16 protein-coding genes are annotated in these 15,183 nt (G+C 44.5%); 3 read left to right on the top strand and 13 right to left on the bottom strand.

The genetic code is table 11. The features are described from left to right. Window positions 1–30: 30 nt before the first annotated feature. The 7 genes from ACYQ5K_RS03710 to rho all read right to left on the bottom strand — a co-directional run bounded on the left by ACYQ5K_RS03710 (window position 31) and on the right by rho (window position 6,215). Window positions 31–837 carry an Rpn family recombination-promoting nuclease/putative transposase gene (locus tag ACYQ5K_RS03710; RefSeq protein WP_243259176.1) on the bottom strand — a complete coding sequence of 269 codons (807 nt, stop codon included), beginning with the start codon at window positions 835–837 and terminating at the stop codon, window positions 31–33. A 183-nt stretch (window positions 838–1,020) separates the two neighbouring features. Beyond that, window positions 1,021–1,521: a DUF1016 N-terminal domain-containing protein gene (locus ACYQ5K_RS03705; protein ID WP_330586013.1), complete on the bottom strand. Its 501-nt coding sequence runs from the start codon at window positions 1,519–1,521 to the stop codon at window positions 1,021–1,023. 89 nt (window positions 1,522–1,610) lie between these two features. Continuing rightward, window positions 1,611–2,687, bottom strand: coding sequence for a peptide chain release factor 1 (gene prfA / locus ACYQ5K_RS03700; RefSeq protein ID WP_173688347.1), 1,077 nt, complete (start codon window positions 2,685–2,687; stop codon window positions 1,611–1,613). A 14-nt stretch (window positions 2,688–2,701) separates the two neighbouring features. Beyond that, window positions 2,702–3,559 (bottom strand): peptide chain release factor N(5)-glutamine methyltransferase, encoded by an 858-nt coding sequence (gene prmC / locus ACYQ5K_RS03695; protein ID WP_173688348.1) that lies wholly within the window; start codon window positions 3,557–3,559, stop codon window positions 2,702–2,704. Window positions 3,560–3,564: 5 nt separating this feature from the next. Further along, complete coding sequence (locus ACYQ5K_RS03690) at window positions 3,565–4,500, bottom strand: DUF1385 domain-containing protein (RefSeq protein ID WP_173688349.1); 936 nt, start codon at window positions 4,498–4,500, stop codon at window positions 3,565–3,567. Between the two features lie 80 nt (window positions 4,501–4,580). Continuing rightward, complete coding sequence (gene rpmE / locus ACYQ5K_RS03685; protein ID WP_008369554.1) at window positions 4,581–4,781, bottom strand: 50S ribosomal protein L31; 201 nt, start codon at window positions 4,779–4,781, stop codon at window positions 4,581–4,583. A 108-nt stretch (window positions 4,782–4,889) separates the two neighbouring features. After that, window positions 4,890–6,215 (bottom strand): transcription termination factor Rho, encoded by a 1,326-nt coding sequence (gene rho, locus ACYQ5K_RS03680; RefSeq protein ID WP_173688350.1) that lies wholly within the window; start codon window positions 6,213–6,215, stop codon window positions 4,890–4,892. Window positions 6,216–6,438: 223 nt separating this feature from the next. On the opposite strand from rho, the gene ACYQ5K_RS03675 reads away from it, so the two are divergent. The 3 genes from ACYQ5K_RS03675 to ACYQ5K_RS03665 are packed head-to-tail and all read left to right on the top strand — an operon-like array spanning window position 6,439 to window position 9,118. Continuing rightward, entirely contained in the window at window positions 6,439–7,587 is a 1,149-nt protein-coding gene (locus ACYQ5K_RS03675; RefSeq protein ID WP_173688424.1) for an NAD(P)-dependent malic enzyme, read from the top strand. A 4-nt stretch (window positions 7,588–7,591) separates the two neighbouring features. Next, a complete protein-coding gene (locus tag ACYQ5K_RS03670) occupies window positions 7,592–8,593 on the top strand; it encodes a tRNA modification radical SAM protein MnmL/YtqA (protein WP_243868789.1) in 1,002 nt (333 codons plus the stop codon). Between the two features lie 12 nt (window positions 8,594–8,605). After that, window positions 8,606–9,118 (top strand): DUF4364 family protein, encoded by a 513-nt coding sequence (locus ACYQ5K_RS03665; protein ID WP_173688351.1) that lies wholly within the window; start codon window positions 8,606–8,608, stop codon window positions 9,116–9,118. Between the two features lie 603 nt (window positions 9,119–9,721). On the opposite strand, the gene ACYQ5K_RS03660 is transcribed toward ACYQ5K_RS03665, so the two are convergent. The 6 genes from ACYQ5K_RS03660 to ACYQ5K_RS03635 form a co-directional block, all read right to left on the bottom strand. Beyond that, the gene (locus tag ACYQ5K_RS03660) at window positions 9,722–10,573 is read right to left on the bottom strand and encodes a sensor histidine kinase (protein WP_173688352.1); all 852 of its coding nucleotides are present in this window, start codon (window positions 10,571–10,573) and stop codon (window positions 9,722–9,724) included. Next, on the bottom strand, window positions 10,566–11,288 hold the full coding sequence (locus ACYQ5K_RS03655) for a LytR/AlgR family response regulator transcription factor (RefSeq protein ID WP_178025324.1): 723 nt from the start codon (window positions 11,286–11,288) through the stop codon (window positions 10,566–10,568). Before ACYQ5K_RS03655 ends, ACYQ5K_RS03660 begins: the two co-directional genes overlap by 8 nt. Window positions 11,289–11,330: 42 nt before the next feature. Next, complete coding sequence (locus ACYQ5K_RS03650; protein WP_173685095.1) at window positions 11,331–12,257, bottom strand: SPFH domain-containing protein; 927 nt, start codon at window positions 12,255–12,257, stop codon at window positions 11,331–11,333. A 3-nt stretch (window positions 12,258–12,260) separates the two neighbouring features. After that, window positions 12,261–12,719 (bottom strand): NfeD family protein, encoded by a 459-nt coding sequence (locus ACYQ5K_RS03645; RefSeq protein WP_173688354.1) that lies wholly within the window; start codon window positions 12,717–12,719, stop codon window positions 12,261–12,263. A gap of 181 nt (window positions 12,720–12,900) precedes the next feature. Continuing rightward, the gene (locus ACYQ5K_RS03640; protein ID WP_173688355.1) at window positions 12,901–14,220 is read right to left on the bottom strand and encodes a replication-associated recombination protein A; all 1,320 of its coding nucleotides are present in this window, start codon (window positions 14,218–14,220) and stop codon (window positions 12,901–12,903) included. 13 nt (window positions 14,221–14,233) lie between these two features. Next, the gene (locus ACYQ5K_RS03635; protein WP_178025322.1) at window positions 14,234–14,953 is read right to left on the bottom strand and encodes a polysaccharide deacetylase family protein; all 720 of its coding nucleotides are present in this window, start codon (window positions 14,951–14,953) and stop codon (window positions 14,234–14,236) included. Between the last annotated feature and the right edge of the window lie 230 nt (window positions 14,954–15,183).

The raw sequence follows: 15,183 nt of genomic DNA, 5'->3' as shown, positions 1-15,183 counted from the left end.
TTTCTTGTCCTGTATGAGGGTATCCTATTACTATTTTGCTGCAGGAGTACGTCCTGAAAGCCATCCTCTGACGGTTTCAATATTTACTTTTATAATTTCAGAAATATCCTCAACGCTCATCTTCCGTTCAGCGAGAGAATATGCTACATCTTTCTTCTCATCCATTCTTGCTTCATCGCAAAGTTCTTCCATTTCCCTGCACATATGTTCCACTCCTTTCTCTGTCTCTTTGAGTTCCCGCACACGGTCTTGCAATGCGCCCGCCTGCATATCTTTCGCTTCCTTAACCCGAAAATCATGCATCAGTTTTCCAAGCTTACCACCATCATCTTTGCTGGAATCCACATAAATAAAGTGTGCTTCATCTTCAAAAGCTTTGCCATTCTCTTTTATTCTCCGATCAATATGAGCAATCGGAAGTCCATATCCAAGCGTATCATTCTGAGTTACAAAAATGACATAAGTCTCCGGCAGCTTATCGAAAAATTCGCCTGGATCTAAAACATTTCCATCAAGCATCCCTAAATGATATCTCGCCCGTTTTGGATGTGCTCCTTCATTATCCTGCTGTATTTCGACGTTAAATATCTGTCCTTTTCCATTCTTTGCCACACAATCCAGTACCGTGCTTCTTCCATGCATGTTCTTGAAATCCATCTGCACTTCATTGTCAATAACTGTGAGTTCTTCATCATCCATAATAATTCGAAGAACATACTCACAGGCTTTCCTGTCTTTAAAAACATTCCGCGCAAGAATATCGCACATCACAGTCAGATTTTTTATCGTTTCTTTGTATCTTTCCATATGCTCTAAGAACGTTTCATCTTTTGTCATCGGTGATTATCACCTCCTGCTTTTTCTGTACCCATCTCTCTATAAAATCATTTTACAAGAATCCACGAAAACAATCAAGTTTCATCTTACATATCAACTCCATCCCTTCCGTTCTGCTTTTTCCCAATTAGTTATAAGTGATTTTGATGCATCCTATCCATATCAACTGTTGTAATAAGTATCTCACTTTTGTTTACAGTATAAGCAAATCGAAAAATAAATACAATCAACTTGTAGTATAAAATCTGGACTTTGATTTTCTGAGTTTTGTGAAAATCCTAAGAACTCTGCAACTACAGGATTCTTGATAAACTCTAACTTATCATTTTGATACGGTGCTGTCAGTTTCTTCATTTCCCGTTCTACAAACTCTTTTTTCTGAGTTTTAAGCATACGATAATAATACTGAGAAGATACGTTGCGTTGCAAAGTCCGAACACTCCAGATCTGTTCTGCGGCTTCTTTTTCATACCAAGCACGTGCTTCAGGGTCTTTAACTTGTAATAAAGTTCGATAATGAGACCATGAAAGCAACACATTGGATTGTCTACACGCCGTGTCGACGATTTCAGGAAATGTTTTATACATTTTCAGCCATTTCAAGATTCCTTGCACGAATCCAATTAATCCATCATTCACTAAAATGCCATTTTTACACGTACCTATTCTTTCATTTTTTACCACAAATTTTTCCAAAAACACAAAAAGGAAGTACGAAAGCCTCTCTCCCGGCTTTCATACTCCCTTTAATTTCTCTATCCGATTTTACCAGCTTATACTGCCTCATTCATCGATGCCAGCTTCGCTGCCTGGTCTGCTGCGATCAGGCTGTCAATGACTTCATCCAGATCTCCGTTCATAATACTGTCCAGCTTATGAAGCGTAAGCTTGATTCTGTGATCGGTCACACGTCCCTGTGGGAAGTTGTAAGTACGGATCTTCTCGGAACGGTCTCCGGTACCGATCTGGCTTCTTCTTGCCTCAGCCTCTGCAGACTGCTGTTTCTCCAGTTCCAGTTCATATAACTTAGAACGCAGGAGCCGGAATGCCTTTTCTTTGTTCTGCAGCTGTGATTTTTCTGTCTGGCTGTAGATCACGATTCCTGTCGGGTAGTGAGTCAGTCGTACAGCAGAGTCTGTTGTATTGACACACTGACCACCGTTACCAGATGCACGCATTACGTCGATACGGATATCTTTTTCATCGATCACAACGTCAACCTCTTCTGCTTCCGGCATCACTGCTACGGTAATGGTTGAAGTATGGATACGTCCGCCACTTTCTGTCTCCGGCACACGCTGTACACGGTGTACACCACTTTCGTACTTCATACGGGAATATGCTCCCTGTCCTGTGATCATAAATACGACTTCTTTAAATCCGCCGATTCCGTTCTCATTGAGGGAAATCATCTCTGTCTTCCATCGTCTGCTGTCTGCATAATGTACATACATACGGTAGATCTCAGCCGCAAAAAGGGCAGCTTCATCTCCACCTGCACCTGCACGGATCTCCACGATAACGTTCTTGTCATCGTTCGGGTCCTTTGGAAGAAGGAGGATCTTGAGCTCCTGTTCCAGCTCTTCGACTCTCTTCTTAGACTCACTGAGTTCTTCTTTTGCCAGCTCCTTCATCTCTTCATCGGATTCTTCCTCCAGAAGAAACAGGCTGTCTTCTATATTCTGTTTACAGTTTTTATATTCTTTATATGCCTCAACAATCGGGGTCAGATCATTCTGTTCTTTCATCAGCTTGCGGAAACGTGACTGATCATTGACCACATCCGGCTCCTGAAGCTCACCCATAATCTCCTCATAACGAATGAGCAGATCTTCTAATTTATCAAACATTTCTTTTCCTCCTGTTATTTGCTATGCCTATTGTACACGCCACTTACCACACGGTCAAGACCTGCCAGATCCTTTTGCGTCGAAACCTGTTCAAAACCTGCCTCTTTCAGCAGATTTTCCACATCTGCACTCTGGTCATGCCCGATCTCCATGATAAGCCAGCCGCCATCTGTCAGATAGTCTGGAACTTCTGCCGCGAGGATCCGGTAAAAATAAAGCCCATCCTCTTTTCCATCCAGCGCCTCATACGGGTCATAGAAACGTACCTCTGCTTCCAGCTCCTCAATCACCTTTGTCGGAATGTAAGGCGGATTCGATGTGATCATGTCAAAAGTTCCTGTGATATTTTCAAACATATCGGTCCGGATCCATTCACCGTCTGCTCCGAGTTTTCGGGCATTTTCCCCAGCCACTTTCAGAGCCTCTTCTGAAATATCTGCTCCCTCTATGAAAATCTGCGGATTTCGAAGCTTCAGACTGATTGGAATACAACCGGAACCGGTACACATATCCAGCAGCCTTATCGGATTTTTCTTTTTCATTAGGCGCAGTCTCTTCTCTGCTTCCTCTACAAGAATTTCCGTATCCTGTCTCGGCACAAGTACATGTTCATTGACCGCAAATTCATATCCCATAAATTCCTGTACCCCGGTCAGATGCTGCACCGGAATCCGGGTTTTTCTGCAGCTCACCAGTTCAAAGAACCGGTCTTCTTCAATTTCCGGCATCTTCCCAAAGCCATCAACATAATACCTGGTCCTTGTCATGCCGGTCACATGCTCCAGCAAGATCCAGGCATCACTCTCCGGCTCCGGGATCCCTGCCGCTTTCAATTCGCCTGTGGCTTTCTGATATGCTTCCTGATAGGTCACAGCTTTTACTCCTCTTCCTTATATCCGAAATTCTCTCTCAAATATGCTTTCCAGTCAAATACCGCTTCTACCGATGCGATACCAACTTTGATCATCTCATCGTCCGGTTCTTTTGTCGTAAGCCCCTGCAGCCAAAGTCCCGGCTTACTTAAGATACACACGATCGGATTCTCACTGCTTCCTGCCCATTTGATCAGCTCATAAGAAATTCCTGCGATCACCGGAAGAAGTGCAATTCTCACAATCACTCTCATCAGCGGAGATTCTACCCTTACAAAAAATAAGAGAACGATTCCCACGATCATGACAAACAGCATGAAGCTGGTTCCGCATCTTTTATGTTCTTTAGAGCTCTTTCTAACATTCTCAACAGTCAGTGGAAGTCCATGTTCAATACAGTTGATACACTTATGCTCCGCGCCATGATAGCGATACAGACGCTTAATATCGTTCATTACTGAAATTCCACCCACATAAGCAACAAAAATCACAATGCGGATGATTCCCTCAATGATAATCCGAACTGTATAGGAAGAAATCCATTTCTTCAGCAGATCTGACAAAAAATACGGAAGTACCATAAAAATACCGATCGCAAGTGCAAAAGATACAACCATCGTCAGCGTCATCAAAAGCTTTTCCATACGCTCCTGCTTCTTTTCTTCGGCTTCGGTCATCTCTTTTTCTTCCTCTTCCTCATAAAAGCTTGCTGACCAGGTCAAAGTCTTCATCCCCAATACCAGAGAATCAACAAAATTAAAGATTCCTCTGACAAAAGGGAGCTTCGTAAGTGCCGTATATTTTCCAACTACACTTTTATATGTATCTGTTGTAACTTCTATCTCTCCGTCAGGCTTTCTTACCGCAACCGCATAACGGTCTTTATTCTTCATCATCACGCCTTCGATGACAGCCTGACCACCAATATTCGAAGATTTCATATTCTGTTATGTCCTTTTTAATTCATCGTATACACAAAATAGGCTGAGATTTCACAATCCCAGCCTGTTGAATTCTCTTATTACTGAATTCCGTATTTCTTGTTAAACTTGTCAACACGACCTCTGGCCTGAGTTGCTTTCTGCTGTCCTGTGTAGAACGGATGACATTTAGAGCAGATTTCTACGTGGATTTCTTTGCTTGTAGAACCTGTTACGAATGTATTCCCACAGTTGCAAGTTACAGTTGCCTGATAGTAATCTGGATGGATTCCTTCTTTCATGATTTTCACCTCTTCTTGTTTTATTCGTTTTACGCGCTTTCACGCGGCTAATATCTTTAAACAGCTATGTTAGCATAACATAGTTTTTTTCTAAATGCAAGTAATTTTCTAAATAAACTTTGTTTTTTTGACCATTTGGACAAATTCTACGTTATTTTTCGTGCGGTCAAACATATTCAGAATGCTGTCTACCGCTTCATCTGACTTCATTCCGTTTAATGCACGGCGCATAATATCTACTGCTTCCTGCTCCTCTTTCGTAAGAAGCAGATCCTCCCTCCGGGTTCCGGATTTCGGGATATCGATTGCCGGAAAGATTCTCTTTTCAGAAAGCTTCCGGTCAAGCACCAGCTCCATGTTACCGGTTCCTTTAAATTCTTCGTAGATGACATCATCCATCTTGCTTCCGGTATCTACAAGTGCGGTTGCGAGGATAGTAAGGCTTCCGCCCTCACGCATATTTCTCGCTGCACCAAAGAAACGTTTCGGCATATGAAGTGCTGCCGGATCAAGACCACCGGACAGGGTTCGTCCGCTCGGTGGAACAACCAGGTTGTATGCTCTTGCCAGACGGGTAATGCTGTCCAGAAGGATCACAACGTCTTTTTTGTGCTCGACCAGACGTTTTGCACGCTCGATTACCATCTCTGACACACGTTTATGATGCTCCGGAAGCTCATCAAATGTCGAATAAATGACTTCCACATTATCCCCTTCAATGGCTTCTTTGATGTCAGTTACTTCTTCCGGACGTTCATCGATCAGAAGGATCAGAAGATGGATCTCCGGATTGTTCTTCCTCATAGAAAGCGCCACCTGCTTTAACAGGGTTGTCTTACCTGCTTTCGGCGGTGATACGATCATGCCTCGCTGTCCCTTACCAATTGGAGAGATCAGATCCATAACACGCATTGCCGTGCTGCTCTTTCCCGCTTCCAGTCTGAGACGTTCATTTGGGAAAATCGGTGTCATATTTTCAAAGTTCATTCTGCGTGCTGCTTCTGCCGGAGACATTCCATTGATCTTGGTCAGATACAGAAGCGCACTGAATTTTTCGGACTGTATCTTTACTCTTGTATTTCCTGTCAGGATATCCCCTGTCTTCAGGCTGAATCTGCGGATCTGCGATGGTGATACATATACATCTTCATCGCCCGGCAGATAGTTCTGGGAACGGATAAATCCGTATCCATCCATGACTTCCAGAATTCCATTCACCGTACGTCCACTGTCAAGCTGTTCAATATCTGCAGTTCCGGCTTTTTCGGATTTTACTTCCTCCTTCGCCTCTTTTATTGAATCTTTGTCATCTTCTTCCAGCATAAGATCGATCAGATCTGCTTTTTTCAACGTTGAAATTCCGCGAAGTCCGCGCGTTTTTGCCACCTCTTTTAACGTAGAAAGAGGCAGGGACTCATATTTTTCTCTCGTCATATGTTCTATATTCCTCCTTTATTCCAATTACTTTTCTTATCCAAAAAAATATTAAACTTTTAACATTGGGAAATCTTGTCTGAACTGACTAATTTGCTTTTGATAAACCCAAGTATACAACATTTTGCACAAAATGGAAAGAAGTTTTTTGATTTGCTTTCATATCAGAAGAATGTTATCATAAAAGAGCAGCAAAACTGTAATCAAAGGAGGACGTATGAAAATGTCAGCAATCGAACAAGCACTTGAAATGCATGAAAAATGGAATGGAAAAATTGAAACTACTGCAAAGTCACACGTAAACTCTCGTGAAGACCTCGCAATCGCATATACACCAGGCGTTGCCGAGCCATGCAAGGTCATTGCAAAGGACCCGGATGCAGCCTACAAATACACGATGAAAGCCAACACGATCGCTGTAGTATCCGACGGTAGTGCCGTTCTCGGACTTGGTAACATCGGAGCCAAAGCCGCCATGCCTGTTATGGAAGGAAAAGCAGTTCTTTTCAAAGAATTCGGCGGAGTCAACGCAGTTCCGATCTGCCTGGATACCCAGGATACAGAAGAGATTATTAAGACCGTTGTCAATATTGCACCTGCTTTCGGCGGAATCAACCTGGAAGATATCTCTGCCCCGCGCTGTTTTGAGATTGAGAGCCGTTTAAAAGAACTTCTTGATATCCCTGTATTCCACGATGACCAGCATGGAACCGCCATCGTCGTTCTGGCAGGTATCATCAACGCCCTTAAAGTAACTGGCAAGAAAAAAGAAAACTGTAAGATCGTTGTAAATGGTGCCGGAAGCGCCGGAGTTGCAATTACAAAGCTTCTTCTTACCTACGGCTTCCCGAAAATCACTATGTGTGATATCAACGGAATCATCTCTGCTGATTCACCGAACCTGAACTGGATGCAGAAAGAAATGACCAAAGTGACCAACCTTGACCATGAGACCGGCACACTTGCTGATGCACTCAAGGGTGCTGATATCTTCGTCGGTGTATCTGCCCCGAACATTGTTTCCCAGGAAATGGTTGCTTCTATGAATAAGGATGCGATCCTTTTCGCAATGGCAAACCCGGTACCGGAGATCATGCCGGATCTTGCAAAAGCTGCAGGCGCAAAAGTTGTCGGAACCGGACGTTCTGACTTCCCGAACCAGGTCAACAACGTTGTCGCTTTCCCTGGTATCTTTAAAGGTGCATTAGAAGGACGTGTGCCACAGATCACCGAAGAGATGAAGCTTGCCACAGCAAAAGCAATCGCTGGACTGGTTCCGGATGAAGAGCTTAACGAGAACAATATTCTTCCGGAAGCTTTTGACCCACGCGTATCACAGATTGTAAGCGAAGCTGTCAAAGCTCTGATTTAATCTTATGAATACAAGGACCCATGATAGCAATCGCCCGCAGGAAATATCCTGCGGGCTTACTTACAAAAAAGAAAATCCCCGGCGCTGGGGAGAACGGCGCTACTATGCACTGGACTACTATCTGAAACAGAATTTCGGTGAGAAACTGTACAAGATTTCTTTAAACGGAGGCTGTTCCTGTCCGAACCGGGACGGAACCTGCGGCACACGCGGTTGTATCTTCTGTAGCGAAGGCGGATCCGGCGATTTTGCCGCTTCTTCTTCTCTTTCTGTTGCCGATCAGCTTGCCTATGGAAAAGACCTTGTCCGCCCCAAATACAACGGGCACAGCTATATCGCCTATTTTCAGGCATATACCAATACCTATGCACCAGTCTGTCATCTGCGCCGGATCTTTACCGAGGCGATTTCTGATCCGGAAGTACGCATTTTATCTATCGCAACCCGTCCGGATTGCCTTTCACCTGAAATCCTTACACTGCTTGCCGAACTAAATGCCATTAAACCGGTCTGGGTAGAGCTTGGACTTCAGACGATCCACGAACGCACTGCCAACTGGATGCGCCGTAGTTATCCACTTCCCGTCTTTGAGCAGGCGGTCCATTCCCTTCATGCGATTGGGGTACAGATCATCACCCACGTAATTTTATTTCTTCCGGGAGAATCTGAAGCAGATATGCTTGCAACCATCCATTATCTGAACACTCTTCCGATTGACGGAATCAAGCTGCAGCTTCTCCACGTTCTGAAGCATACCGATCTGGCAGATCTTTACAGGCAGGAACCTTTTTATATTCCAGATATGAACGCTTATTTTCATCTGCTTGGAAAATGTATCGCTTCGCTCCGTCCGGATATTGTCATTCACCGTCTGACCGGTGACGGACCAAAATCTCTTCTTATCGCACCGCTCTGGACCGGCAATAAACGGTTAGTACTCAATCAGATGCAGCGCTATTTAAAAGAGCAGAATCTCTGGCAGGGGAAAGAATATACTACATTTTAAGGAGGCAGCCCTATGGCAGAAGCATTTACACTTTATAAACTCATCATTCTATACATGCTGGACAAAGTTGATTTTCCTCTGACCAACTCCCAGATTTCTGAATTTGTCCTGGATAAAGGATATACCGATTATTTCAAACTCCAGCAGGCTCTTTCTGAACTTACGGACGGTGGTCTCATCCTGAAAGAATCCACTCACAACCGCACTCTTTTCCATCTGACGGAGGATGGTGCGGAGACGGTTCATCTCTTCCGGGATAAGATTTCAAAATCTATCCAAGATGACATCGACCACTTTTTACAGGCAAAACAGTATGACCTGAAAAATGAAGTTTCCGTCAAAGCAGATTACAAGAAAAATGCGGCGGAAGAATACTCCGTGCGCTGCCAGGTCTTTGAAAATCACGAACCACTGATCGATCTGACACTTTCTGTGCCGACCGAAAAAGAAGCGGCGGCAATCGCACTCAACTGGCAAAAGAAAAATCAGGTTGTCTATGCGTGGTTGATGGCTCAGTTGTTGTGATGGGGGAAAGACAGTTCGCAATTCAGGGTTGTGATCGGGCAAGGATACAAAATAACCCCAACTGATTCCGTTGTGCTAACCATTCCGATGAGCCACTTAGGGCGAAAATCGTGTTCAGCAGAGGCTTCCACGATTTTTGCGTCTCATCTCCATAGCACAACAATCGAATCTGTTGGGGTTATTTTGTATCCTTGCCCGTTTTCTACTGTATTGGTGCGAACCTGGATTTTCGCCCCAGCACAATGTGGGGTTCGTTCGTTTTTTGGTATCGCTGGTTTGTAAGTAAACCAATGTCTCTCCACTACAAATATCAAATCTACATCGTTAATTAGGCACATCTTAACCAGATCATTGAAAATTTATGAATACCAGGTCTGCTCCAAAAGAGCTGAATCCCGGGCGCGGACAGAAAACAAATGGATAAGGATTCCATGTTTGTGCTATGGAGATGAGACACAAAAATTGTGGAAGCCCTTGCTGACACAATTTTCGCCTTAAGTGGCTCATCGGAATGGTCAGCACAAAGGAATCCGCTCCATTTGTTTTCTGTCCGCGCCCGACCACAACCTGCAAAAAAGCAGACCGTCCCATATTCCGATCTGCCTAAATAACCACCACAAAACTGATGAATTTCCTTTCTTCTATTTTCTCCATTCCCACCGTAATTTCTCCGTGGTAACGGTTCACGAGCATCTTCGCATTATAAAGTCCCAGTCCATGCTTTTTCTCATCTTCTTTGGTGGTGAATCCTTTTTCAAAGAAATGACTGATCTCACCAAGTCCGATTCCTTCTACCGGATTCTTTATCGTGAAGATAAGCTTATCATTCTGGGAATCAATTTCAATCAGTACCTGATTTTTTTCTTCGGTACAGGCTTCGTATGCATTGTCGATCAGGGTTCCCACAATCTCAATCAGGTGATGTTCGGAGATTCCGGATACGATTTCTTTATTCCATACCCGGATATCGGTCTGGACATATTCCGGTGCACGGACAATTTTACTGTAGATGAATCCTGCCAGGATTTTATCGCTGATCTTCAGAAGCGGAAGATATTTCCTGCTGTCATCTTCCCGGGCTATTCCAGTGATATAAGCGGACTGCTTTGCTACCAGCTCTTCATAATTGTCGATGGTCAGATGCATATTCAGGATTGCATTCAGATGATTGTCAAATTCATGCTGTTTGGCACGGATTTCTTTGACCAGTTCTTCCAGCGGAATCAGATAGTTCTGATAAAGCCGCAGTTCATTTTCCTTCTGACGTATCAGTACATAATTACTTCGCCAGTCCACAATTCCCCAGATTACAACGATCACCATCAGAACAAACATGATAAACACCCGGTAATCGAAGGTACCGCTGATCAGAAAATCCACGATCAGATAGACTGATACCATAAGTGCCATTACGCAGAAAATACGATATAGAAATTTGCGTACCCAATCAGCCATTTAACAGTCCTCCGATCACCGATTTGTATGTCACACCGATTTCCACCGTATCCGGACAGTTTTTGATCCGGATGATCCGGTTGACGGTATCGTAATATTCAACTTCATTTTTATTGACCGCATACATCCGATGGCACTGTGTAAACATCCCTTTTGGCATCTTAAGCAGCATCTGTCTGAGAGTCACATAAGGGACATCCCAGTTCTCCGTCACGAGATGCAGTCTTGTTCCTCTCGGTATCGCTTCCAGATAACGGATATCCTCGCATTTCAGCTGATAATTGATCCCGTCTTTTTTCACAACAATCACCGGTGGTTTCTCCCTACTCTCTTTTTCCAGCACCTTCTGAACAACCTCTTCCACCTGCTCCCTGCGAAATGGCTTCATAATATACTGGTAACAGTGCAGCTCCCGGTAAGCCTGCATTTCCATATTGCCAATGGCAGTCACCATCACGATCGGGGTAAATGTATATTCAAACCTCTCCCGTATCTCTCTTGCGAACAAAATCCCACCGATATCCTCCCGGTCTTCGCCACTTAGATTTACATCCAAAAGGAAAAGACCATACCGGATTTCCTGATCCAGCAGGTCTTTTGCCTCTTTTAGGGAAGATGCCTTGTGGACGCGGATATCATCCGAATATGCGGTAAGAATCTCTAACAACGCCTGAAGCGAAGCCGGTTCATCTTCCAGGATCAATACCTCCGTCATCTTTTTGTCACCTTTCCTCTCTTTTCTTTTATCTGATTAGCTTTAATCTTCTTTGATCACTTCTTTGGCACTTTTTACAAGTCCTGCAAGTGACTGCAGTTCTGACGGAATAATGATCTTTGTTGCCTTGCCGTCTGCTGCCTTTTCAAATGCTTCCAGACTCTTGATGGTAAGCACTGCCTGATCTGCACCTGCTTCACGGATGAAACGGATACCGTCTGCATTTGCCTGCTGTACTTTAAGGATGGCTTCCGCTTCACCTTCAGCCTCTTTGATCCTCTTTTCTTTTTCTGCTTCTGCCTGGAGGATCGCTGCCTGTTTTTCAGCTTCCGCTTTTAGGATCACAGATTCTTTTTCACCTTCTGCAACAAGGACAGTAGATTTCTTTTCACCTTCTGCACGGAGAATGGCTTCACGTCTTTCACGTTCTGCTTTCATCTGTTTCTCCATTGCATCCTGGATTGCTGCCGGCGGAATGATATTTTTCAGTTCTACACGATTGACTTTGATTCCCCATGGATCCGTTGCCACATCCAGAGATGCGCGCATCTTCGTATTGATCGTCTCTCTTGATGTCAGTGTCTGGTCAAGTTCCAGATCACCGATGATGTTACGAAGAGTGGTCGCTGTCAGATTCTCGATTGCCATGATCGGGTTCGCTACTCCGTAGCAGAACATCTTCGGATCTGTAATCTGGTAGAATACAACGGTATCGATCCGCATGGTTACGTTATCCTTTGTGATAACCGGCTGCGGTGCAAAATCAACTACCTGCTCTTTTAAGTCTACTCTTCTTGCCACACGTTCAATGATCGGCAGTTTAAAATGAAGTCCTACACTCCATGTTGCCTGATATGCACCAAGACGTTCGATAACCAGTGCCTTTGCCTGTGGCACGATCTTGATGCAGGAAGTCAGAAGCAATAATGCGATCACAATAATAATTACTAAAATAATAAGTCCCATCATCTTTTAGTCCTCCTCATATTTTTGTACGATTAACTTTACTCCGGATATGTTGACGACCTTCGCCAGTGTCCCCGGTTCCAGGATCACGTCATCCTGTTCGGATCTTACCGTCCACTCCGTACCATTTACCACTGCCATACCGGTCTGCCCGATGTTATCTACCTTCTGGCTGATCCGGATCGTCTTTCCGATGATTCCTTCATAGTTCGTCTTCAGACGGCGGGTATTGATAAACCGCATTGCAAATGGTCTGGTAAATACAAGCAGTAAAATTGTCACAACAAAAAATGTAACCACCTGTCCGGCAAACGGTACATCCAGAATATTCAGGATCAGTGCCGCCAGCGCACCTCCTGCTCCCCAGATCGTTGTAAGTCCCACCGTTATGATCTCGATCACCAGAAGTACTACCAGAAGAACCAGCCATGCAATTGTGATATAGCTGTCCTGAACTGCTCCCATATTCTTCACTCCTTTCTGCTTACCGTTATGGTAGCAGAGTGTCTGTGGCAAATCAATCCTTTCTGCGTGAATGCAGTGATTTTCTGTGCGAATCTCGTTGTTCCCTTTCGTGTCAGTCCTTTTTACAGTTGACGCATGAGTAGCCGCTTCTTTTTTGCCAACCGGAAATCATCAGGTCACTTTACGCCTCATCCCTGATCCGTTTCATATGCGCTTTGATCGTTTTTTCATAACCGTTGTCACTCGCTTCATAGAACACCGCATCCCGGATCTCATCCGGCAGATACTGCTGTTTTACATAGTGATTCGGATAATCATGCGCATATTTGTAACCGATTCCGTGTCCTAACTTTGCAGAACCTTTATAATGTGCATCCTGCAAATGTACCGGAACGGTTGTCTTATATTTTTTCACATTATCCATCGCCGCAAAGACTGCATTGCATGCCGAATTGCTCTTCGGTGCTGTCGCCACGTAAAGAACTGCCTGCGACAGAATGATCTGCGCCTCCGGCATTCCGATCCGCTCCACCGCCTGCGCTGCGCTGACCGCCACATTCAGTGCCATCGGATCTGCATTTCCCACATCTTCCGATGCACAGATCATGATCCTGCGGGCGATAAATTTGATATCCTCCCCCGCATACAGCATCTTTGCCAGATAATACACCGCCGCATCCGGATCGGAACCGCGCATACTTTTGATAAATGCAGAAATCGTATCGTAATGGTTATCCCCGGTCTTATCATATCGCACAACCCGCTTCTGTATACATTCCGATGCAACATCCAGCGTAATATGGATCTGACCGTCCTCACTTTTCGGTGTTGTGAGGATTCCAAGCTCCACTGCATTGAGGGCAGACCGGGCATCTCCACCGGCAAGGTCCGCAAGGAAATGCAGGGCATCCTCCTCGATCACCGCATGGTAACTTCCCATTCCTTTTTTCTCATCCTGCACCGCTCTTAAGATCAGCGTCTCCACTTCCTCCTGCGACAGCGGACGCAGTTCAAAAATGCTTGATCTGGAAAGAAGCGCTCCATTCACTTCAAAGTACGGATTCTCCGTCGTCGCCCCGATCAGAATAATCGTGCCGTCTTCGACAAACGGAAGCAGATAATCCTGCTGTCCCTTGTTAAAACGGTGAATCTCATCGATGAAAAGGATCGTCCGCTTCTGGTACATCCCTTTCAGCTCTTTTGCCTTGTTCACCACTTCTTCCATATCCTTCTTCCCGGCAACCGTAGCATTAATCTGGGTAAACTCTGCACTTGTAGTATTGGCAATCACCTTTGCAAGCGTCGTCTTTCCGGTTCCCGGAGGACCGTAAAAGATGACGGAGCTTAATTTGTCCGCTTTGATCGCACGATACAGAAGCTTGTCCTTTCCGATAATGTGCTGCTGTCCAACTACCTCATCCAGAGTCGTCGGACGCAGTCTGGAGGCAAGGGGCGATTCTTTCTCCTTTGTCGTCTCCCGCATATAATCAAATAAATCCATCAAAACCTCTCCTTTAATCCAGCAGCAATTCATCGACTGTCACAAATTCGTATCCTTTTGCCTGCATGATATCAATAATACGAAGTGCCGCCTTCGCCGAAGACAAATAACAGTCATGTAATAAAATAATATCATTTTCCTCCGTTTCCGTCACTACTTTATTGACAATTTCTGTCTCGTTATCCGTATTCCAGTCAAGCGGATCCACATTCCATAGCACCGCAATCATGCCGGTATTCTCTTCCATCTCCTTCTTCCAGGCTCCATAAGGCGGCCGCATATATTCCGTCTTTTTTCCAGTGACTGCTTCGATCGCGGCATTAGTCTTTTCCAGTTCGCACTCCGCTGCTTCCTGGGACATTTTGGTGAGATCCACGTGGCTGTAAGTATGATTTCCGATGATATGTCCTTCCTCTGCCTCTCTTGTCAGAAGCTTCGGATACTTCACTGCATTTTCCCCAATTACAAAGAACGTAACCTTCACATTCCGCTCTGCAAGTCCGTCCAGAAGAACAGGCGTACCAGAAGGATGTGGACCGTCATCAAAGGTGAGGGCAATCTTTTGCTTTTCCTGATGCTGCGTATCTGTTCCACCTGTGTCATAGGATGCTTCTACCGTTTTCTCATTCATTTTTATCAATTCGATCCTTCCGTTACTTACCACTCCCCAGCTCACCAGAAGCCATGTAAAACATAAAAAACTGATTATTCCATAAAACAGCCGGTGCAGCATCCGGACATCCCTCTTTTTCCATTCTACTCTTTTTACTATATGCGTGAGATTCTTTTCCTATGTACTCACATTTATTCTTTCCTGCCTCATGCACTCTCGCGTTATAAAAATATAGGCGAAAATCCTACTTCTTCCAGTTTTCTGTTATAAGATACAAAAACAGAGGATACAAACCAGCTCCTGCTGATTCATATCCCCTGAACCGTCTTTTTTTATTCTTCTGCTAAATA

The sequence above is a fragment of the Allocoprococcus similis genome (assembly GCF_054660775.1).
This window is presented reverse-complemented; position numbering and strand designations above follow the sequence as displayed.

What these genes read in the sequence shown, in the direction of transcription:
- rpmE (WP_008369554.1), bottom strand. Translation starts at nt 4,781, where the DNA reads ATGAAAGAAGGAATCCATCCAGATTACTATCAGGCAACTGTAACTTGC.
- ACYQ5K_RS03655 (WP_178025324.1), bottom strand. Translation starts at nt 11,288, where the DNA reads ATGACGGAGGTATTGATCCTGGAAGATGAACCGGCTTCGCTTCAGGCG.
- ACYQ5K_RS03650 (WP_173685095.1), bottom strand. Translation starts at nt 12,257, where the DNA reads ATGATGGGACTTATTATTTTAGTAATTATTATTGTGATCGCATTATTG.
- ACYQ5K_RS03635 (WP_178025322.1), bottom strand. Translation starts at nt 14,953, where the DNA reads ATGCTGCACCGGCTGTTTTATGGAATAATCAGTTTTTTATGTTTTACA.
- ACYQ5K_RS03690 (WP_173688349.1), bottom strand. Translation starts at nt 4,500, where the DNA reads ATGAAATCTTCGAATATTGGTGGTCAGGCTGTCATCGAAGGCGTGATG.
- ACYQ5K_RS03670 (WP_243868789.1), top strand. Translation starts at nt 7,592, where the DNA reads ATGAATACAAGGACCCATGATAGCAATCGCCCGCAGGAAATATCCTGC.
- ACYQ5K_RS03640 (WP_173688355.1), bottom strand. Translation starts at nt 14,220, where the DNA reads ATGGATTTATTTGATTATATGCGGGAGACGACAAAGGAGAAAGAATCG.
- ACYQ5K_RS03710 (WP_243259176.1), bottom strand. Translation starts at nt 837, where the DNA reads ATGACAAAAGATGAAACGTTCTTAGAGCATATGGAAAGATACAAAGAA.
- ACYQ5K_RS03645 (WP_173688354.1), bottom strand. Translation starts at nt 12,719, where the DNA reads ATGGGAGCAGTTCAGGACAGCTATATCACAATTGCATGGCTGGTTCTT.
- ACYQ5K_RS03660 (WP_173688352.1), bottom strand. Translation starts at nt 10,573, where the DNA reads ATGGCTGATTGGGTACGCAAATTTCTATATCGTATTTTCTGCGTAATG.
- rho (WP_173688350.1), bottom strand. Translation starts at nt 6,215, where the DNA reads ATGACGAGAGAAAAATATGAGTCCCTGCCTCTTTCTACGTTAAAAGAG.
- ACYQ5K_RS03665 (WP_173688351.1), top strand. Translation starts at nt 8,606, where the DNA reads ATGGCAGAAGCATTTACACTTTATAAACTCATCATTCTATACATGCTG.
- prfA (WP_173688347.1), bottom strand. Translation starts at nt 2,687, where the DNA reads ATGTTTGATAAATTAGAAGATCTGCTCATTCGTTATGAGGAGATTATG.
- ACYQ5K_RS03675 (WP_173688424.1), top strand. Translation starts at nt 6,439, where the DNA reads ATGTCAGCAATCGAACAAGCACTTGAAATGCATGAAAAATGGAATGGA.